The sequence below is a fragment of the Bacillus cereus group sp. BfR-BA-01430 genome, assembly GCF_022663115.1.
GTDB lineage: Bacteria > Bacillota > Bacilli > Bacillales > Bacillaceae_G > Bacillus_A > Bacillus_A cereus_BD.
Genome location: NZ_JAKUEW010000001.1, coordinates 585912 through 606937 on the forward strand (window position 1 = coordinate 585912; position 21026 = coordinate 606937).

Sequence of the window (21026 nt, forward strand, 5' to 3'; positions counted from 1 at the left end):
ATGTATGGAAGGTGTAGGGCGTGAATGTTCCCAGTGCTTGCGAAAGTGACACATCATAGGATAGAACCTTGCGGGTCGTCTACACTGTCTGAAATGCGATAACCAAGCAAAAGCTAAAAAACGAAAGAAAGGAGAGTCTACTGAGCAGAGAAATATACAATACGAACTGAAATAGATTGTATATATGTACGGTGGGCTACATCGGAATTTACGCCTGTGGAGAGCTTGCACAAACCAAAGTAGCGAGAAAGTGGCAAAATGGGGTTCAAAGAAGCAGGAACACTCTGGATGTGTACATTTGTATACATTTTCAGTAGCAGAGAATAGCATGGACATAAATATTACGTGGCATACAGCTTCTGTTTCGAAAGAGGAGAGAAGAAAGAAGAATGAGCACCATAGTTTTGTCATTTGGTTTACGGGGTTATCAGCTTCAGGAAAGTCAACAGTAGCAAATGCAGTTGCTAGAAAATTATTTGATAGAAACATAGGGAATTATGTATTGGATGGGGATAATATTCGGCACGGTTTGAATAAGGATTTAAGTTTTTCCGAAAGGGATCGTGCAGAAAATATTCGTCGCATTGGTGAGGTTTCAAAATTATTTGTTGATCAAGGAACGATTGTACTTACAGCTTTTATTTCACCTTTTCGAGAAGATCGCCAGCAAGTGCGAGATATTTTTGAGAAAGATGAATTTATCGAAGTGTTTGTAAAGTGTCCAATCGAAGAGTGTGAGAAACGAGATCCGAAAGGGTTATATGAGAAAGCGAGACAAGGGGAGATTAAGCAGTTTACAGGTATTGATTCTCCATACGAAGAACCGGAAAAAGTGGAATTAACTGTGGAAACAAACCGTTATTCCATTGAAGAGTGTGCGGAACAAATCATTCGTTATTTACAAGAACGTAGTTTCATATAGGGGGATAGATTATGAGTTATGAAAAAGTATGGGCAAGCAATGAGAAATTAAATAGGGCAGAGAAAAAGAAATTAAAGAAAGATGGTTTGGAGATTTTTAAAGACATTTCATATTATGCTGAAAACGGCTTTGCATCCATTCCGAAAGAAGAATGGGATTCCTTTAAATGGGCGGGGTTATACTTGCAACGTCCAAAAGAGGCAGGGTACTTTATGATGCGTGTTAATATCCCCTCTGGTATTTTAACGAATGAACAGGTGGAAGTATTGGCTTCTATTGCAGAAGACTATGGCCGCGATGTTCTTGATATTACGACAAGACAGGCAATTCAATTTCATTGGCTACAAATTGAACAAATACCGGATATTTTCAAGCGTTTAGAAAGCGTAGGATTATCAACAGCAGGAGCGTGCGGAGATATTACAAGAAATATTATCGGAAATCCGCTTGCTGGTATTGATCGTGATGAGCTCTTTGATACGGCGCCAATTGTAAAAGACATATACGAGTTCTTTCAACATAATGAGGATTTTTCGAATTTACCACGGAAATTTAAAATGTCTATTAGTGCTAATGTATATAATGCAGCAAATGCTGAAATTAATTGTGCAGCGTTTGTGCCAGCGAGGAAAGAAATAGACGGAAATATAGTAGAAGGGTTTCATGTGCGAGTTGGTGGCGGATTATCAGCGCGTCCTTATTTAGCACAAGAACTCGATCTCTTTGTCCGCCCGCAGCAGGTGAAGGACGTAGCGATTGCTATTGCGACCATCTTTCGGGATTTTGGATATCGTGAAAAACGACATTTAGCTCGTTTGAAATTTTTAGTAGCAGATTGGGGACCGGAAAAATTTAAAGAAACATTACTAGAATATACAGGCCCTTTACATGGAAAGGGAAAGAGTGCTCTAAAAGGATGGAATGCTGGTTATTTTTATGGTGTGCATAAACAAAAGCAGGGAAATCTATCATATGTAGGCTTTAATGTACCTGTCGGGCGATTACATTCGGAGGAGTTCTTTGAAATTGCGAGAATTGCTAAGCAGTATGGAAATGGAGAAATTCGCACATGTAATTCACAAAACTTCATTATTCCAAATGTGCCAGAAGAAAATGTAGAAAGTCTATTAAAAGAACCATTGTTTGAATCCATATCAGCAAGTCCAAAATCTTTCATCGGTTACGCTGTATCATGTACGGGAATTGAATATTGTAATTTAGCATTAGTGGAAACGAAAGAAAGATTACGGCAAATTGCAGATGATTTAGATACGCAACTTGCATTAGATGTCCCTGTTCGAATTCATATGGTAGGCTGTCCAAATTCATGCGGGCAACGGCAAATTGCAGATATTGGATTGCAAGGAGTAAAGCTTAAAACGAAAGAAAAAGGAATTGTTGAAGCCTTTGAAATATATGTAGGTGGAACGTTGCTTGATGGCGGTGCCTATAATCAAAAATTAAAAGGGAAAATTGATGGAGAAGATCTTTCAAATGTACTGCTGTCCTTTTTAACTTATTTTAAAGAGCATAAATTGCCGGCTGAAACATTCTATGAGTTTGTAGGTCGTGTAGGAATTGAAAATTTACAAGTGGCATTCAACACCATTATAGAAGAAGGAATTGCATCATAGGGGGCTAACGTATGGATTTATATCGTTTTGAAGCTGTTTTAGCAAATGGTGTTGTGCCTGTAGTTGTCGTTGCACAAAGTGAAGAACAGGCATTTCAACTTGTTGAAGTCGAATTAGAAAAATATTTCTTACCTTTGCCAGAAGTGAAAGAAATTTCTCTATATGAAAAAAAGAAGATTCGAAAAGGTGCAGCGTTTGTGATTTATGAACAAGAGACTTTGTAATGCGAAATAAACAATAATGGAAACTTCCGTTCATAAAGGAATGGAAGTTTCACGTTAACTAGGAGAAATGAGGAGAGAGGATGGGAAAAGTATATATTGTGGGTGCGGGGCCAGGAGATCCAGAATTAATTTCAGTTAAGGGAGTAAAGTGCATTGAACAAGCGGATGTCATTTTGTATGACCGGCTTGTGAATAAAGAATTACTTTCTTATGCAAAACCAGATGCAGACCTAATTTACTGTGGAAAATTACCAAACTATCATACGATGAAGCAAGAAACAATCCATGCGTTTTTAGTGAAATATGCGAAAAAAGGAAAGGTTGTAACAAGGTTAAAAGGAGGGGATCCGTTTGTATTTGGCCGAGGGGGTGAAGAAGCAGAAGCGTTAGCAAAACATAGTATTCCTTTTGAAATTGTTCCTGGTATTACAGCAGGAATAGCAGCTTCTGCGTATGCAGGGATTCCTGTTACACATAGAGAAGTAAGCGCTAGTTTTGCAGTTGTAACCGGTCATCGAAAAGAAGGGGCAGCGGAAGAAATAAAGTGGGAAAATTTAGCGGAAGGTGTCGATACACTAGCGGTATATATGGGAGTTAGTAATCTTCCGTATATATGTGAGCAACTTTTGAAATATGGGAAAGAAGCAGAGACACCAGCTGCTATTATTGAGTGGGGGACTACTTCGTCACAGCGTACAGTTGTAGGAACATTAGGGACAATCGTTTCTATTGCAGAAAGTGAAAATATTCAAAATCCGAGTATGATTGTCATTGGAGAAGTCGTTCGTTTTAGGGAGAAAATTCATTGGTTTGAACAGCAAACAGAAGTAGCATATCCAGTAAGCGGAGTGTTGTAAAATGAAAGCGGTACTGTATGTATGTCATGGAAGTAGATTAAAAGCTGCGAAAGAAGAGGCGATACAGTTCGTTACGTCTTGTATGAGTCACATTCATGCGTCTATTCAAGAAGTTTGTTTTTTAGAGTTAGCGAGTCCATCCATTGAAGAGGGAGTTGCTGCTTGTATAAAAAGAGGAGCCACAAAAATGATTGTCATACCAGTTTTTCTATTAGCAGCAGGACATGTAAAAAAAGATATTCCATATGAATTACAAAAAATAAAAAATAAATATGAGAACCTTGAAATTGTATATGGTGATGCATTTGGAGTATCTGATTTGCTTATCACAGCTGCTTATAAAGAAAGTGGTTTGGAAGAAAATAAGGAAGAAGCAACACTTTTACTAGTAGCACGGGGAAGTAGTCATCCAGAAATAGTAGAGAATATGAGAGAGATTGCGTTTTTATTTCAGCAGCAGAAAAATGTGAAAACGGTGGAAGTGTGTTATTTAGCTGCGGCAGAGCCGAGATTTGAAGATAAATTACAAGAAATAATAGAAAGAAAGGAAAAGCATATCATCGTTTTACCTTATTTATTATTTACAGGACTGTTAATGAAACATATTGAAAAAGAAGTAAGTAAATATCAAAATGCGGATATACATATAAGTCCGTATTTAGGAAAGAATCCTACAGTTCAAAATATGTTAATTCAAAAGACAGAACAGCTATTAAGGAGCGATAAATATGTATCCACTTACAGTTCGAATTGAAAATAAGTGTGTTGTTGTTATTGGAGGCGGGAAGGTTGCTGGATTTAAAATTATACCGCTATTACACCAAGGAGCAAATATTATTGTTGTAAGTCCTAAATTAGATGCAAGCTTAGTGAAACTTGTCGAATCTAAAAAAATCCGCTGGTATCAAAAAGAGTATGAAAAAAGTGATTTAGAAGGAGCGTTTTTAGTGGTGGCAGCCACTAGCGATCCGTCCTTAAATGAAAGAATTGAAAAGGATGGTGGGACAAATCAATTGGTAAATGTGATTACAAATCCAGAAAAGGGAAACGTTCATTTTCCAGCTACTATTCATCGGGGAAAGCTTAATATAGCTGTTTCTACAGGAGGAGCAAGTCCGAAGCTTGCGAAGAAAATTCGCGATGAAATTGCACATAAATACGATGAGATATATGAAACATATCTCGATTTTTTATATGAAGTAAGAAGAAAAGTGAAAGAATTACAATTGAAAAAACGGGAGCAAAATATAGTGCTACAAGAAGTGTTAAAGCCTATATACCTTCAAAAAGAAGCGGAACGAGAATTATTTTTACAAACATTAGAGAAAAAAAGTCAAGTAGGATAGAACATGAATCGTACTTTACAAACAGGATTATATGATTTATAATCACAAGTATCTTTAAAATATGAAATCGATGAGCAAGAAGAGTATGTATATTTGAGGCGTTCAGAGAGCTGGGGATAGGTGTGAGCCCAGTGCGATAAAATATACAGAATGGGCTTGCGAGAGGTATGCTGAACAATTGAGTAGGCAGCCCGGGTGCCGCCGTTAAAAGGATAGGGTATCGGATATTTCCTGTACCTGAAAGAAGTGGGGTTTTTTTAAATCCAATTGAGGTGGTACCACGGTATTCTATTACATATATCGTCCTCTACATGCATAACAGCGTGTAGGGGACTTTTTTATTTTAAAAAGGAGGTGCGCGAGTATGAAATGAAAGGGTATAATTTACAGAAGTAAGAAAATTCAGAAAAGGGGAATATATGATGAAAGACAAACAACAATGGACGTCGAAAATTGGTTTTGTACTCGCAGCTGCTGGGGCCGCAGTAGGACTTGGAGCAATCTGGAAGTTTCCATATGTGGCAGGTAATGGAGGAGGCGGAGCGTTTTTCTTAGTCTTTTTGCTTTTAACAGTATTTATTGGTATGCCTCTTTTATTAGCGGAATTTGTCATTGGGCGTAGTACACAAAAAGAAGCTGTTACAGCTTATAAAGTATTAGTACCAAATAGTAAGTTATATCCATGGATCGGTCGTATGGGAGTTGTCACTTGTTTTAGTGTTCTATCTTTTTATAGTGTTGTAGGCGGTTGGATTTTACTATATTTATATTTTAGTGTGACGGGTGCTTTTTGGGGAGAAGGAGTAAACTATGGCGAAGTGTTTGGAGCAACCATTTCGAATCCTATAAGTACAGTTGGAGCGCAACTTCTCTTTATGCTTTGCACTATTTTCGTTGTGAGTAAAGGTGTGGAGAAAGGGATCGAAAAGGCAAGTAAATATATGATGCCGCTTTTATTTATTTTATTTATTACGATTATTATTCGTGCGCTTACGCTGGATGGTGCTTTTGCTGGGGTCGAGTTTTTCTTAAAACCAGATTTTTCAAAGCTAACGGCAGATACGATTCTATATGCAATGGGACAATCTTTCTTTTCGCTAACAGTGGGCGCATCTGTCATGGTTACGTATAGTTCGTATTTAAAGAAAGAAGAACATTTGGCGAAATCAGCAACATCGATTGTAAGTTTAACAGTATTTATTACAGTGCTTGCCGGCTTAGCTATTTTTCCAGCTATTTTTGCATTAGGGGTTAAACCGACAGAAGGACCAGGATTATTATTTATTATTCTTCCAGCTGTATTTGCCAAAATACCATTTGGACAATTTTTCTTTATTATGTTTTTGATCTTATTTTTCTTTGCAACATTAACTTCAGCTATTTCAATGCTTGAGATCGTTGTTGCTTCTGCAGCGAAAGATAATGTGAAAAAACGTCCTTCTGTATCTTTCATCATTGGTTTACTTATTTTTGTTGTTGGAATTCCATCTGCATTATCATTTGGGATTATGAGTGACGTTAAGATATTTGGAAAGACATTTTTTGATTTAGTTGACTTTGTAGTTAGCAATATTTTGCTTCCGTTAGGTGTATTAGCTATTTCGCTATTTGTGCCAAATAAAATGCGTAAAGATTTACTGATGAAGGAATTGGAAGTTACGGAAACAAGAGGGAAAACATTATTTCACATTTGGTTTTTCTTACTTCGTTACATGATCCCAGTAACAGTTATCATTGTATTTTTAAATGCAATCGGTATATTTAAAATGTTATAAAATAAAGTAAAACTTTAATCAGTAGGGGCTTCTTCATTCCCTACTGATTATGCCTCCTCACCAAGCGGGCTATTACTGTCCTAAAATAGCGGGATAAACGAAATCAATTTCTTCTTATGAGTTCGCTGCTTGTTTATCTAATAAGCGGTTATAGGCTTTGTAAGCAACGGCAGCGGCTATAAATGATTCGATAAAAAAAGTATCGAACCTCCGAGAGTGAAGAGACGTCCTATATAAGTTTCTTGTGCTTCTTGTAGCTCGTTTTGTAATTTTTCTTTATTCATAATCAAATCCTCCCAGATGAATTGGACTATTATTTTAGTCTATGTAAAAAGCCTACAAAATGTTAAAGAAATGAAAAAACTCGGTATGTACCGAGTTTTTTTATAGTCCGATATAAGGAGAAGGGTCTACTGCGTTTGTTTTTCCTACATTCCATTCGCCGATATGAAGTTCGAAATGCAAATGTTGTCCAAAAGATTGTCCTGTATTTCCCATAAATCCTAATTGTTGCCCTTGTTTAACAGTTTGTCCGTTTGAGACAGAACGGCTGCTCATATGCGCATATACAGTTGTATATGTTTTCCCATTTATTCGATGAGATAAGTATACAACATTTCCGTAACTAGAAGACATCTCAGAGCGAATCACAACACCATCGGCAGCGGCAATAATTGGAACTGTACCAGAGGCTGCAATGTCGATACCGAAGTGATTCCCTAAAGAACGAGAACCAAATCCAGAAGTTTTTGAGCCAGCAGCTGGTTTAATAAATCCACCTACATTTGTATCATGTGGTACTGAAGTAGCTTGAGTTGAAGCTGCTGCTTGTTTTTTTGCTTCTTCTGCCTTACGCGCTTCTTCTGCACGTTTCTCTTCTTCCATTGCTTTTTGAACAGCTTGACGCTGATTTTCTAAAATATTTTTCGATTCTTCTAAACTCTCAATCTCTGAATCTACTTGTGATACTTTTATATGTAAATCATTAATGAGATTTTGTTGTTGTTGCTGGTTTGCTTGTAATTCTTGTTGTTTTTGCTGTAATTTTTGTTCAGCTTCTTTCAGTTGTTGTTCTTTTTTTTCAACAGTTTCTTTTTCTGTTTTTACAGTTTCCTGATCTTGCGTTTGTTTTTTTACGATATCAGTATCGTTATTTAAAATTAAACTAACGGAATACATATTATCAACGAGATCTGCGAGGTTATTTGAACTTGTTAAAACTTCAGTTATGATATTTGTTCGCGGTTTTTCTTGCATAGATTGTAAACGTTGTTTAATCACTTCTTGACGTGTATCAATATTTTTTTGTAGTTGCTCAATATGTTTCTTTTTCTCATTAATAAGTTGCTGTGTTTTAGTAATTTCTTTTTTTGTATCATTTAAATCAGCTTCATTTTTATTAATGGAAGTTGTTAATTCATCAATCTTCTTCTGTAATTCTTGTATTTCTTTCTCCATTTGTTCTTTTTCAGCTGATTTATTTTGGAGTTCTTGTTGTTTCCCTTCTAATTCTGATTGAATATTGGACAATTTATCTTGACTTGTTTCTGCGTGTACTGGTGAAAGTAACGGAGAAACAAAAAGAGTTCCTGCTGCTAAAACGCTAAAAGCTGCAAATTTCTTATTCATGAGTTGTCTAGCTCCTTTCCCACCTATGATTGTATATAAGAAGAAGAATGCTGTCTATTGTTGTAATCATAATGTAAAGAAAATTTTATAAAATTGCTGAATATTGTCGAATTTGGTTATTTGTATGTATTGTAATCCCTTTCTTGCCTATTTCAATAAGGATAAAAAAAATGGTGAAAATTCATTTTTATGTTATATGCATAAAAAGAAGGTGCAACAGAAAAACGTTAATAAATCAAAGAAGGAATCATTCTCATGTTAGGTTTTCTTACATGGGTTTTGTTTTTGTCAAGAAAAATATTTGTATTCAGGAAAACTTATTTTGTTGTCAGATTTCATTTTATGATTTATCATTTTAAAGGGAGACAAATGTAGTGAATTGTCGAATTATATGTAATACTCTTAATTTCTTCACTTCATAGAAAAATAGAGTTATAGCATCTAAGAAGGGGGTTGGCAGCAAGTATGAAGAGAATTGGACTTGCGTGGCAAATATTAATAGGGCTTGCACTTGGTATTGCAGTTGGGGCGATTTTTTATGGCAATCCAGAGGTAGCAAAGTTTTTACAACCAATTGGTGATATTTTTATTCGATTAATTAAAATGATTGTTGTACCAATCGTTGTAGCGAGCATCGTTGTTGGGGTTGCAGGTGTTGGAGATGTGAAAAAGCTAGGTCGATTAGGCGGAAAAACAATTATTTATTTTGAGATTATTACAACAATTGCGATTGTTGTCGGCTTATTAGTAGCGAATATTTTCCAACCAGGAAAAGGCATTAATATGAATGAATTAACAAAAACAGATATTTCAAAATATACAGCTACAACTGAGCAAGTACAGAGTCATTCATTTGCGGATACATTTGTAAACATTGTTCCGACAAATATTATGGAATCACTGGCAAAAGGTGATATGCTTGCTATTATTTTCTTCTCTGTATTATTTGGTTTAGGTGTTGCAGCGATTGGTGAAAGAGGAAAACCGGTTCTGCAATTTTTCCAAGGGGTAGCAGATGCGATGTTTTATGTTACAAACCAAGTGATGAAGTTTGCGCCATTTGGGGTATTTGCTTTAATTGGGGTAACCGTTTCTAAATTTGGGCTAGCATCATTAATCCCGCTAGGGAAGTTAGTAATTGTTGTGTATGGATCGATGATTTTCTTTGTTGTTGTTGTATTAGGACTTACAGCGAAAATCTTCGGAATTAACATATTCCAGTTCTTTAAAATTTTAAAAGATGAGCTTATTTTAGCGTACTCTACAGCGAGCTCAGAAACAGTTTTACCAAAAATTATGGAGAAGATGGAGAAATTTGGTTGTCCAAAGGCGATTTCATCTTTCGTTATTCCAACTGGTTATTCATTTAACCTAGATGGATCAACGTTATACCAAGCGATTGCTGCAATTTTCTTAGCGCAAATGTATGGTATTGATTTATCGATTACACAGCAAATTACATTGTTACTTGTATTAATGTTAACATCAAAAGGGATTGCAGGGGTACCAGGAGTATCATTCGTTGTATTATTAGCAACGTTAGGTACAGTTGGAATTCCGGCAGAAGGTTTAGCGTTTATCGCAGGTATTGACCGTATTTTAGATATGGCACGTACAGCAGTTAACGTTGTTGGAAACTCTTTAGCAGCTGTTGTTATGTCTAAATGGGAAGGCCAATATGATGATATAAAAGGACAAGCTTATTTGAAAGAGATATCTCGAAAACAAGCAGCGTAATAACGATTGAAAAAGCTCTCGCATAAATATGTGGGAGCTTTTCTACATTGGGAAGGAGAGAGGTATAATGAAGCGGAAATATGGAAATGGTGCCTCGTGGAAAAGATTGTTAGAGAAAACATATGAAGTGCGGGCATGTGAGCAAGGTATGTTAGGTATTTTGCGCGTAATAAAAGTAAAGGAACCTAGTTATAAGCAGTATGATCATAGTGAAGTTTGTATTGTAAATGATGGCTATACATGGGTGCAGTATTTTATAAAGGGTAAAAAATTTGTTATTACAGCTATGTTAGATGAACAAAAAAATATAGTGCAGTATTATATTGATATTGCTAAAGAGTTTGAAGTAGATGAGAATGGTTTGCCATATTTTGATGATTTATATTTGGATGTCGTGTTATTTCCTGATGGGAAAATATATTTATTAGATGAAGATGAGTTGGAAGAGGCTTATGCGGAAGGAGATATTTCCAGAGAAGAATATAATGAAGCGTGGGATATGGCAAGGTGGGTGATTGAAAGAATCGAAAAAAAAGAATTTCCATGGCTTGTTATTTTAAAACATGAAATGGAAACATTGAAATGATTATTTTTTATATATAATGATTGGTATATTCGTCGTATTGTGTTAATAGGAAGAATATACCGATTATTTCTGTAAAAATAATAATTGACTTTTGATTTATAAGCGAGTAAAGTTAGGAAAGATATTATTACAAATAAAAATATGAAACCTTCTTATAAAGAGAGGCGGAGGGACTGGCCCTATGATGCCTCGGCAGCGGACTCGATTTTGGAGTGCTGTGCCAAATCCAGCAAGCATGTGCTTGAAAGATGAGAAGAGTGTTTCTTATAGATGTATAAGACCTCTTCTTCTCGGAAGAGGTCTTTTGTTATTCAGTAGAAAAGGTTTAAAACTAGGGAGAGATGATATGGTGAAGGAAACGAGAGGAAATATTTTTGCTTTATTGCCACTTGGAATATTTTTAGTACTATTTATTGGTTCTGGAATCATTACAGGTGATTTTTATAAATTGCCGATCTTAGTAGCGATACTAATTGCGGTAGGAGTTGCTTTAGCGATGAATCGGAAAGAGAGTTTTACAACGAAAGTAGAACGCTTCGCTAAAGGAGCTGGGAATCCAGACATTATGATTATGGTATTAATATTTGTACTTGCTGGTGCTTTTTCAGAAACAGCAAAGGGAATGGGTGGAGTGAACTCTACAGTTAATTTAGCTTTAGCTGTTTTGCCACAAGGATTTATTATAGCTGGCATTTTTGTGATTGGTGCATTTATTTCATTAGCAATGGGGACTTCAATGGGAACAATTGCAGCATTAGCACCGATTGCTGTAGGAATCAGTCAACAAACAGATATTTCAATTGCGTTAGCGATGGCAACAGTTGTAGGTGGGGCCATGTTTGGAGACAATTTATCATTTATTTCTGATACAACAATCGCAGCTGTTCGTTCACAAGGGACAGAAATGAAAGATAAGTTTAAAACAAACTTTTTAATTGTTTTACCCGCTGCTATGATTACCATTGTATTATTAGTTGTTCTTACTTTAGGAAATCATACAGAAATAAAGACACATGCATTTGATTGGGTGAAAATATTGCCGTATGCAGGGGTGCTTATTACAGCGCTACTTGGATGGAATGTACTCGTTGTATTAACAGGTGGAACCATTTTATCTGGTATCATTGGTTTTTTAGATGGTAGTTATACGTTAGCTAGCTTCTTTAAAAGTGTTGCAACAGGGGTAAGTGGAATGATGGAACTTGTTCTACTGGCAATTTTAATTGGTGGAATGGTTGAAATCATTCAATATAATGGTGGTATTCAATATTTAATGAATACATTAACACGTAATATCCGTTCGAAAAAAGGTGCGGAATTTGGAATTGCTGGATTAGTAAGCATGACGAATATATGTACAGCGAATAACACCATTTCGATTATATTCACTGGCCCTCTTGCAAAAAATATTGCAGATCAATATAAAATTGATCCACGAAAATCGGCGAGTGTACTAGATGTGTTCTCGTGTTGTGTTCAAGGGCTCGTTCCGTACGGAGCGCAGATGTTAACAGCAGCAGGATTTGCAGCTTTATCACCAGTTGAACTATTGCCGTATGCATTTTATCCGATTTTAGTTGGGATATGTGGTGTAGTTTCAATTTTAATTGGTTTTCCGAGATTTTCAAAAGTAGAAGAAAAAGGACAATTCCATAAAACAGCTTAATTTCTTATTAGAATAAGGCAAAAAAGACGCTCATAAAAGTTATTTTGAGCGTCTTTTTATCGTTTATAAGTCTTTTTTTAGTAGTAGTGCTAATCATGCTTTCTGACGTTATCGAGAGTACTGAGTATTTGATAGCCGTATTTTTGATAAAAATCTAATGCTTGGAAGCTGAATATATCAACCTTTATGAAATTGCATTTTTTTAAGCTTCTAATAGTAACTTAGAGATCTATTCTAGTTTGTGAATCTGAGAAAGTATGAATCGCTAACCAGTTCCAGCAAATTTCACCTAACAATCCTCCGGGAATTCGACCTGTATCATCTTTAAGAAATTATTGAATTCCTGAGTATGTACTATGTAAATTCAGATGGAAAATGTTTTAAATTGTATTGATAAATTTGATTGTTTATATCCTTTTTATCGGTTGTATTTCTCTCTTTTATGATCTGTAAAATCATCCTTTATTATTCCCTCTCCCTCTCTTATCCTGCATGAACGGGCAATAAGGCTCCTGTTTCAAAACTTAGTGAGAGCAAGGAAGTTAGGTGGAAATATGCTCATGAAAGCTCGATTCGTGAAGGGTAAGTTGGCAAAAGGCCGATTGTGTCTCAGTCTTAAGTCTGAGATGAAAACGGTTCTTAAGCTCGTTATGAAAAATCAAAAAAATAGTTAAGATAAGAGTATCAAATCGAAGGGAGGCGAGCACAAGATGAAACAATTTCTAGCGTTTATCGCAGCCGGTATTTTGGCTTTAATTGCTCTTGGTAGCCTTGGAGGTATGATAGGATTTGCCATTGGAGCGGGAATTGTGTACTGGAGCTATAAATCATTTGTGCGAGCACAATCATTTTTTGGAAAGCTAGCTTGGGGGATTGTTGGTTTAATCGGTCTATCAATCGCTCTTTCACATTCTCCTGCATTGATTGGTATCGTAGCCTTGGTCGTTTTATATTACGGATACCATGAATGGAAAAAGGAAAAAGATGTAGTAATGGATTCTACTTCAGGAAGCTCTACAAAATATAGCAACTTTGAAGATGAGTGGAATAAGTTAATGAAAAACTAGTATAAACGAATCTAATTGATAAAATAGAAGAGAGGAAGATTAGAATGAAACAATCTTTATTTGACCGTGTACGCGATGCGATTTTAGCAGATCTTCATAATGTATTAGATGAAAAAGAAAGAAAAAACCCAATTGCTATGTTAAACCAATATTTACGTGATAGTGAACGTGAAATAACGAAAATTGAAAAGTTAATTGAGCGTCATAAAACGTTAAAAACGAACTTTGCTCGTGAGCTTGAAGAGGCGCGTTATTTCGTAAATAAGAGATCAAAGCAAGCCATTGTTGCACAAGAAGCAGGAGAACTGCAACTACATGAGCGTGCTTTAGAAGAAGTCGCATATTATGAAGGGCAAGTGGCTCGTTTAGAAGAAATGTATGCAGGTGTGATCGAACAAATTGATGAATTAGAACGTCGCCTTTCTGAAATGAAAAATAAATTAAAAGAAATGAATGCAAAGCGTATGCAACTGATGGCGCGTGAAAATATGGCGCATGCGAATCGTCGTATGAATACAGCGCTTCATAAAATGGATGAAAACAATCCGTTTTTACGATTTGAAGAAATAGAAGATCATATTCGTGATTTAGAACTTCGCATAAATGAAGGGTATGAACGTGATACTTTTGATATGAAAATTGCTAAACTAGAGCGCGAAATGAAAGAGAAAAATGAAGTATCTTTAAACAAAGAAGGAATAAAATAATTGTAGTATATTATAAAACGAGCATATGATATAGTGATAGGGGAAAAGGTGTTGGTAAGCAATACCTTTTTCTTCTATTTATCTCGCAGTAACGGGTAGCCTGATTGGTGAGGGCTCTAATCAGTGAGGGATGAAGAAAACTCCCACTGATTCAAATTTTACTTTATATGTAATGAGAAGGGGGGAGCTGAAATGAAGCAACAATTTTCAAAAACACAATTTGTGGGGATGCTCCTCATTATATTTGGATTTGGTCTTTTTATCGATATGATTTCTGGACGCTTTGAACCAGGAGGTCTTATTTTTGCCTTTATTATGATTATGTTTGGAAGACATTATCGAAAGAAGAATCGTTATGTGAGAGGCAACGTGTTTTTGTTTATTGGGGGACTTGTATTTTTATTCTTTCTATTTTCATCAGCGGCCTTCGTACTTGTTGTATTCGCTTGTCTAGCATTTATCGGTTATCGACTGATTCAAGGGCAGCAGAAACAGCAAGCAGTTCAAGTTCAGATTAAGGAGAAAGGATATATTGATGAGGATAAACCAATCTATCGTTCTGAACCATATTTAAAAAACATGATGGTAGGAAACGTACGAATGATGGATCATATTTATGAACTGGAAGATATTAATGTTCAATATGGAGTCTGTGATGTTGAAATGGACTTAACAACGGCGATGATTCCAGAAGGAGAAACCGTCATTGTTATTCGTGGGGTAATCGGAAATATTAGATTGTACGTTCCATATGACATTGAATTATCTTTAAATCATTCTGTTATTGTTGGGAGAGTATTACTGCCAGGGCATGAAGAAACAGGTTTGAACCGAAATGTTACATTTAAAACAGAGCAGTATAGAGAAGCTCCTCGTCGTATTAAAATTATTTCTTCGCTTGTCGTAGGAGATACGGAAGTGAGGAAAGTATGATGAAAAAACAAGGAAATATTTCATGGATGTACATTCGTTATTCCATGCTATCTTCTATTAGTATTGCACTCATTTGTACAATTATCTATGTGTGGAAAAGTAAGCGAGATGTATATGATTTCTTATGGAAAGAATCAATTGCTTCTGTTCCTGTTGGCTTGTTAATAATGAGTACAAGTCTTCTTATTGGAGGCATTGTAGGATATGCGATTGGCTATTATGTAAAGCAGCGTATTCAAGGCTTGAATACTTTCTTATTTGAAGTAGAGCGCGGGAACTTTCCAAAAGATGTTTCGTTTACAGCAGAAGACGAATTTCATGAAATAGAGCGAAAAGTTATGACGCTTACTCGAAGATTAGAAGAACAAGCTGGGTTATTTCAAAAGGTAACAAATGAACGAGCTCATTGGAATGAAGAAATGAAGCAAGAAGCTATTTCTCAAGAAAGACATCGCTTGGCAAGGGAACTGCATGATTCTGTAAGTCAGCAGCTTTTTGCGATGTCTATGATGATGTCAGCAATTAATGAGCAAGTAGATCAATTTCCAGAAACAGCAAAAAAACAATTGAAGCTTGTAGAGAACATGGTCGTGAATGCGCAATCCGAAATGAGAGCGTTGCTTCTTCATTTACGTCCTGTACAATTAGAAGGAAAAAAACTAACAGAAGGTATAGAGGAACTATTAACAGAGCTTTCTAGAAAACAACATATGAAAATCGAATGGTTCGTTGAATCTATTCAATTAAAAAAAGGTGTCGAAGATCATCTATTTCGTATTTTACAAGAAGCATTATCTAACACACTGCGACATGCAAAGGCAAAGAAAATAGAAGTACGCCTTCGTCAAATTGATCAATATGCCATTTTGAAAATAATTGATGATGGTGTTGGATTTGAAGTGGGGGTAAATAAAGCAGGATCATATGGATTACAATCTATGCAGGAACGCGTTCATGAAATTGGAGGGACGTTAAAAGTACTTAGTTTCCCAAATAAAGGAACACAAATTGAAGTGAAAGTGCTAATTAGGATAGAGAGAGGGGGAGAATTATGATTAAAGTGTTACTAGTTGATGATCATGAAATGGTTCGCATGGGGGTATCTGCTTACTTATCAACACAGCCAGATATTGAAGTAGTTGGAGAGGCGGAAAATGGCAGAAAAGGTTCAGAGCTAGCACTACAATTAAAACCAGATATCATCTTAATGGATCTTGTTATGGATGACATGGATGGAGTGGAGGCAACGCGTGCGATTATTAAGGAATGGCCTGAAGCAAAAATTGTGGTCGTAACGAGCTTTTTAGATGATGAAAAGTTATATCCTGTTATCGAGGCGGGAGCAACGAGTTATTTATTAAAAACGTCAAGAGCAAGTGATATCGCAGATGCGGTGCGAGCAACTTATGACGGGGAAACGGTGTTGGAACCAAAAGTGACCGGTAAAATGATGTCTCGGATGCGCCAAAAGAAGGAACAACCATTACATGACGATTTAACAGAAAGAGAGTTTGAAATTTTATTATTAATTGCAGAAGGGAAAAGTAATCAAGAAATTGCAGATGAGCTGTTTATAGCGCTGAAAACTGTGAAAACACATGTAAGTAACATTTTAAATAAATTGAATGTCAGCGATCGAACACAAGCAGTTATTTACGCATTTAGACATCAACTTATAAAATAGAAAGGAGCTTCAACGAAGTATGTGTGTATTTTGTTGAAGCTCCTTTTTTAAACATAATCATCTAAAGTAACAAATTCTTAAATCCCCTATAGAAAAGTATTTTAGTTATACTTTCAAAATACAAATGTACAAAGAAAAGGTATCCCTGCTGCAAGGTACCTTTTCCAAGGGGCATAACTCATTATCTTACCAATCGATGGTCATAGAAATAGTGAAGCCTTACCAATGAGTTATATACTTATTATAGATTGATTCCACTCAAATTATTAGGATTGGATTTATTTTTGTTTGAAAGGATATATCCCCTTACCTTGATGGTTTAGGATACTTTCGATCCAGAAGTATTTTCTACCGATGGAACTGGTTTTTCGTTTTTTTGTTTTGCGACAATAAGACCAATCATTGCCCCTAAACATGATGGTAACAGCCAACCGATGCCTTCTGTATATAATGGAATCCATTCAAAGTAAGAAGTAATAAATGAAACGGAAACATTTCCTTGTTTTAAACCATCAAACACACTTATTACTCCTGCGCCGACTAAAGCGCCAACATAAACTGAGCGATAACCGCCAAAAAATTTATGAAGTAGTGAAAGGAGTACAAGGACAATTGCGATTGGATATACAACAAGTAAAATTGGTATAGAGATTGCGATAATTTTTGTTAATCCTAAGTTAGCTACGAGAAGTCCAACTACACAAATGATTCTAGCGAAATTTTTGTATGAAAATTTTGTCAATAATGTTGAGAAATATTGGCTACATGCTGAGACGAGTCCTACGCATGTTGTCAAACAAGCAAGTGTTACAATGATAGCTAATAAAGAAAGACCATATGGACCGAATAGTTGTTGAACAATCACTGTAAGTAATTGACCACCATTTTTCGCATATCCAAGTGAAACGCTCGTTACACCTAACCAACCGAGTGCAACGTATACAAGGATGAGTCCGATAGCGGCAATAAGGCCTGCTTTTGTTGTTGCGATTGCAACCGTTTTTCGATCTTCTACACCTTTTGAGCGAATGGCGTTTACAACAATAATTCCAAATGCAAGTGCAGAAATCGTATCCATTGTTAAATATCCTTCCATAAACCCTTTAAAAATAGGGGAAGTTACATAGTCTTGCATAGCTGGCCCTGATTGGCCAAGTGGCGTAAACACACTTTTTACAAATAATAAGAAAATAGAAAATAATAAAATAGGTGTTAATATATTTCCAATACGATCTACTAGCTTAGAAGGATTTAAGCTTAGCCAATATACAAGAGAAAAGAAAACGACTGTGTACACAAATAGTGTAAGTGAACTAGTACGGACGTCTTCGGGTAAAAATGAACTAATTCCCATTTCATAAGCAACATTTGCAACACGTGGAATTCCCATAGATGGTCCAATTGAAATATAAACGATAACCGCAAAGAAAATTCCGAATATTGGGTGAACGTGACTCGCAAGTTGCTGCATTCCACTTCCAGAAAGAGAGATTGCAATAACGGTTAATAAAGGTAAGCCGACACCTGTTAATAAGAACCCAACCATAGCTGGCCAGAAATGATCACCTGCATTTTGTCCAAGCATTGGAGGGAAAATTAAATTACCTGCTCCAAAAAATAAAGAGAATAGCATAAGTCCTGTGAAAAACACATGCTTTTTTGATACAGTGTTCATTGTTTTTTCCTCCTTTTATAAAAGTTCATTCGTAAGAACATAAAAAACTCGCCCCTTCATAAAGGGACGAGTTAGATTACCCGCGATACCACCCTAATTTATACATGTAGAAAAATATCTATCTGTATACGGCTTTGCAACGTACAACATGATACGTGTTCCTTGTAACGGAGGACAGCCGGTGAGAACTTACTATTTCTTTCAGTTCTACTTCTCGGAGATGATTTTCGGTTATGCACTGAACATTGGCTTGCAGCAAAATGCCAACTCTCTGGGGAACAGCTCTATAACGTACTCGTTCTCGTCAATGAATTTTCTTTAAGTATTTTGACAGTATTTTTGCATGTTTTTTCAAAAAAGTCAATAGCTTTTTTGTATGAAACTTTGTGGAAGCGTATTGATATAGGAAATGGAGCGTATGTAATTTGCCAGAGCTTCTTGATCTGTTGGGCCTTCGATTTGATTTCGCCCTGCTTTAAACACACTAAATTTATCTCCGCCATTTGCTAAAAATGAATTGATTACAACTGAATATACTTCATTATCTCGCAAGGGTATTCCATTTTCTAGTGAAATATTTTGTAAAGTATAATCCTTCAAACTGTACCGTAGTCCTGAAACTTGTAAAATACGAGTTTCATCTTTCCATTGTTCTTGCAAGGCTCTTCTAATTTCTTTTCCGGATAGCTCCATTTTAATAAGTTTGTTTCCAAATGGCTGTATGAGAAAAGTATCTTCCCATGTAATGCTTCCTTTCTGTAAGTCGTATCGAATGCTTCCAGGATTTACAAAGGCAATATCAGCATTCATCGTTTGGCGTTGTGCTGTAGCGATCAGTATTCCTAAATCGGATTCTCCATGTTTATTCTGGTTTCGAGTAAGCTTGTAATTCGTTACGCCTAATGGCTCTTCTACCTTAGAACGAATTTTTGAAGAATAAGTCTGTAACCATGATGTGATGTGTGGATTCGGTAGAAGTTTCTCTTGATAAACAGGGATAATCTCGGCCTGTTTTTTCATAATGTCTTTCGTTGTTCGATTTAAGGTAAGAGTAACGTTTGAAAAAGCTTTTCCATAAGAATAAGCTTGAACAAGTAATTTTCCGTTCACATTTCCGTTTATATAAGAATGAGTGTGTCCCCCAAAGATAATATCAACATCAGCGTCTACTTTATTTGCTAGATGAGCTAGTTCTCCATTTGTAATACCTTCTTTTGTGCGACCACCAAGGTGCGCAAGAATGATAAATGCATGAATACCTTGTTGTTGTAGGTGACGCACATAATCATTAACTGTAGAAGCTTCATCTAAAAAGCGAACAGAGGACATATCGCTATACATTGTGACAAAAGGAGTATCTTTTGTGGTGATCCCAATAAATGCAATGGGAATTCCTTCAATCCATTTAATCGTATAAGGTGGAAAGAGGGGCTGATTGCTACGATTATCTACTGCATTTGCACATATGTAAGGAAATGCACTACCAGAAAAAGTAGTTTTTTTATAAAAAAGTTCACCATTAATGAGTTGGTGTAGCGTAATAGGACCTTTATCAAACTCATGATTTCCAACTGTACCTACATCAAATTGTAGTTTGTTGAGAAATTCCATAGTTGGTTCGTCATGAAATAATGCTGAAATAGGAGGGCTCCCACCGATCATATCCCCAGTATGTACAAGCAAAGTATTCGGATTTTTCATGCGATACATTTGAATATAGCTAGCGAGGTAATCTGCACGTCCGACAGCTTTCCCATGTAGCATAGATGTTGTATTTAATTGTCCATGAAAATCGTTGAGACTAATAATCTGCATGGATATGTTCGGGGAAGGAATGAAAATAGAGATAACCAATTTCATCAAGAAAGTAAACAATAAGAAGGGATACATGATGATACTCCTCTCTGCAACACATTTTTTTGAAAAGGTCTCTTCTAAAAGTCTGGGGGATCGTAAGACTATCACCTCAAAAAATGCAGATTCGTAAAACATTAGTTATGAAGAATACAAGTATAGATGGAGAGACTTCTCTGTTTGAAGGTTCACTTTAGTGTATGAGAGCGAAAAAATATTTTTTGTAAAATTTGTGTAAAACAATATAAAGGATTGTTAAATTTACAGACAAATAAGATAATTATGGGGATAGAGCAGGAATTTTGAAATTTTATAGAGAATAATACAACAATCCACTTGCTGGAAAGAACAAACCTAAAAAGAGGTGACGGAAATGCTTGCAATGGGAGCTTTATTGGGGATTCTCGCTATTTGTGGTTTTATATGGTTATATTATTCACGTTCGTTTAAACAAGCAGAAGTGTTACTCTTTCCAAAAGGTAGTTTGTTGACAAACCAGTCTAGATATTTAGTATGTCCAAAGTGTGGAAGTGCACAGGCTAGAAGTGGAGGCTATCAAGAGTGTTGCAAAATGAGATTATGAAATAAGGAAGCCTCACAGATAGATGTGAGGCTTCCTTACGCTTTTATCGCGCTCCAAATCGTCCAACAATCACGTTCAATAATGGGTGAAATACGATTGAGCTCAGTATGAATATGTTGTAGAAGGTGAGAGAGTTCGGTGTCTGTT

At 36.0% G+C, this 21026-nt stretch carries 19 protein-coding genes, 2 pseudogenes, 1 riboswitch and 2 other annotated features; of the genes and pseudogenes, 16 read left to right on the forward strand and 5 right to left on the reverse strand.

Annotation, left to right across the window (positions count from 1 at the left end):
• Positions 1 to 328 precede the first annotated feature (328 nt).
• The 7 genes from cysC (at position 329) to MR058_RS03075 (ending at position 6758) form a co-directional block, all read left to right on the forward strand.
• Entirely contained in the window at positions 329 to 922 is a 594-nt protein-coding gene (cysC, locus tag MR058_RS03045; RefSeq protein WP_242142825.1) for an adenylyl-sulfate kinase, read from the forward strand.
• 11 nt (positions 923 to 933) lie between these two features.
• Positions 934 to 2556, forward strand: a complete 1623-nt coding sequence (locus MR058_RS03050) for a nitrite/sulfite reductase (protein WP_242142580.1) — start codon at positions 934 to 936, stop codon at positions 2554 to 2556.
• An 11-nt stretch (positions 2557 to 2567) separates the two neighbouring features.
• On the forward strand, positions 2568 to 2780 hold the full coding sequence (locus MR058_RS03055) for a DUF3906 family protein (RefSeq protein WP_242142581.1): 213 nt from the start codon (positions 2568 to 2570) through the stop codon (positions 2778 to 2780).
• An 80-nt stretch (positions 2781 to 2860) separates the two neighbouring features.
• Positions 2861 to 3637: a uroporphyrinogen-III C-methyltransferase gene (gene cobA / locus MR058_RS03060; protein WP_242142582.1), complete on the forward strand. Its 777-nt coding sequence runs from the start codon at positions 2861 to 2863 to the stop codon at positions 3635 to 3637.
• A 1-nt stretch (position 3638) separates the two neighbouring features.
• On the forward strand, positions 3639 to 4391 hold the full coding sequence (locus tag MR058_RS03065) for a sirohydrochlorin chelatase (protein WP_242142583.1): 753 nt from the start codon (positions 3639 to 3641) through the stop codon (positions 4389 to 4391).
• The gene (locus MR058_RS03070; RefSeq protein WP_242142584.1) at positions 4366 to 4983 is read left to right on the forward strand and encodes an NAD(P)-binding protein; all 618 of its coding nucleotides are present in this window, start codon (positions 4366 to 4368) and stop codon (positions 4981 to 4983) included. The genes MR058_RS03065 and MR058_RS03070 overlap by 26 nt, the downstream gene beginning before the upstream one ends.
• A gap of 61 nt (positions 4984 to 5044) precedes the next feature.
• Positions 5045 to 5294, forward strand: a binding site (T-box leader).
• 111 nt (positions 5295 to 5405) lie between these two features.
• The gene (locus MR058_RS03075) at positions 5406 to 6758 is read left to right on the forward strand and encodes a sodium-dependent transporter (RefSeq protein ID WP_242142585.1); all 1353 of its coding nucleotides are present in this window, start codon (positions 5406 to 5408) and stop codon (positions 6756 to 6758) included.
• Between the two features lie 384 nt (positions 6759 to 7142).
• Here the strand turns inward: MR058_RS03075 and MR058_RS03080 are convergent, their stop codons facing one another.
• Positions 7143 to 8387, reverse strand: coding sequence for a murein hydrolase activator EnvC family protein (locus MR058_RS03080; protein WP_242142586.1), 1245 nt, complete (start codon positions 8385 to 8387; stop codon positions 7143 to 7145).
• Between the two features lie 465 nt (positions 8388 to 8852).
• Here MR058_RS03080 and gltP point away from each other — a divergent pair, with 465 nt between their 5' ends.
• The 3 genes from gltP (at position 8853) to MR058_RS03095 (ending at position 12376) form a co-directional block, all read left to right on the forward strand.
• Positions 8853 to 10124, forward strand: coding sequence for a glutamate/aspartate:proton symporter GltP (gltP, locus tag MR058_RS03085; protein WP_242142587.1), 1272 nt, complete (start codon positions 8853 to 8855; stop codon positions 10122 to 10124).
• 67 nt (positions 10125 to 10191) lie between these two features.
• Entirely contained in the window at positions 10192 to 10710 is a 519-nt protein-coding gene (locus MR058_RS03090) for a ribonuclease FAU-1 family protein (RefSeq protein ID WP_242142588.1), read from the forward strand.
• Positions 10711 to 10859: 149 nt separating this feature from the next.
• Positions 10860 to 10965: riboswitch (SAM riboswitch) on the forward strand.
• 94 nt (positions 10966 to 11059) lie between these two features.
• Entirely contained in the window at positions 11060 to 12376 is a 1317-nt protein-coding gene (locus MR058_RS03095; RefSeq protein ID WP_242142826.1) for a Na+/H+ antiporter NhaC family protein, read from the forward strand.
• An 89-nt stretch (positions 12377 to 12465) separates the two neighbouring features.
• Here the strand turns inward: MR058_RS03095 and MR058_RS23570 are convergent.
• A pseudogene (locus tag MR058_RS23570) lies at positions 12466 to 12835 on the reverse strand (GNAT family N-acetyltransferase).
• A 251-nt stretch (positions 12836 to 13086) separates the two neighbouring features.
• Here MR058_RS23570 and MR058_RS03100 point away from each other — a divergent pair.
• From MR058_RS03100 to MR058_RS03120, 5 genes are all read left to right on the forward strand, one after another.
• Entirely contained in the window at positions 13087 to 13443 is a 357-nt protein-coding gene (locus MR058_RS03100; protein ID WP_242142589.1) for a lmo0954 family membrane protein, read from the forward strand.
• 44 nt (positions 13444 to 13487) lie between these two features.
• A complete protein-coding gene (locus tag MR058_RS03105) occupies positions 13488 to 14150 on the forward strand; it encodes a PspA/IM30 family protein (protein WP_242142590.1) in 663 nt (220 codons plus the stop codon).
• A gap of 192 nt (positions 14151 to 14342) precedes the next feature.
• On the forward strand, positions 14343 to 15083 hold the full coding sequence (liaF, locus tag MR058_RS03110; protein ID WP_242142591.1) for a cell wall-active antibiotics response protein LiaF: 741 nt from the start codon (positions 14343 to 14345) through the stop codon (positions 15081 to 15083).
• Positions 15083 to 16138, forward strand: a complete 1056-nt coding sequence (locus tag MR058_RS03115) for a sensor histidine kinase (RefSeq protein WP_242142592.1) — start codon at positions 15083 to 15085, stop codon at positions 16136 to 16138. The genes liaF and MR058_RS03115 overlap by 1 nt, the downstream gene beginning before the upstream one ends.
• A complete protein-coding gene (locus tag MR058_RS03120; RefSeq protein ID WP_242142593.1) occupies positions 16135 to 16767 on the forward strand; it encodes a response regulator in 633 nt (210 codons plus the stop codon). The genes MR058_RS03115 and MR058_RS03120 overlap by 4 nt, the downstream gene beginning before the upstream one ends.
• Before the next feature lie 319 nt (positions 16768 to 17086).
• On the opposite strand, the gene brnQ3 is transcribed toward MR058_RS03120, so the two are convergent.
• Both brnQ3 and MR058_RS03130 read right to left on the reverse strand, forming a co-directional pair.
• Entirely contained in the window at positions 17087 to 18442 is a 1356-nt protein-coding gene (gene brnQ3 / locus MR058_RS03125) for a branched-chain amino acid transport system II carrier protein BrnQ3 (protein WP_242142594.1), read from the reverse strand.
• Positions 18443 to 18501: 59 nt separating this feature from the next.
• Positions 18502 to 18759: a binding site (T-box leader), on the reverse strand.
• A gap of 43 nt (positions 18760 to 18802) precedes the next feature.
• The gene (locus MR058_RS03130) at positions 18803 to 20332 is read right to left on the reverse strand and encodes a bifunctional metallophosphatase/5'-nucleotidase (RefSeq protein WP_242142595.1); all 1530 of its coding nucleotides are present in this window, start codon (positions 20330 to 20332) and stop codon (positions 18803 to 18805) included.
• A gap of 337 nt (positions 20333 to 20669) precedes the next feature.
• On the opposite strand from MR058_RS03130, the gene MR058_RS03135 reads away from it, so the two are divergent.
• Positions 20670 to 20879 (forward strand): hypothetical protein, encoded by a 210-nt coding sequence (locus MR058_RS03135; RefSeq protein WP_242142596.1) that lies wholly within the window; start codon positions 20670 to 20672, stop codon positions 20877 to 20879.
• 35 nt (positions 20880 to 20914) lie between these two features.
• Here the strand turns inward: MR058_RS03135 and MR058_RS03140 are convergent.
• A pseudogene (locus tag MR058_RS03140) lies at positions 20915 to 21025 on the reverse strand (class I SAM-dependent methyltransferase); the annotation flags it as partial.
• Between the last annotated feature and the right edge of the window lies 1 nt (position 21026).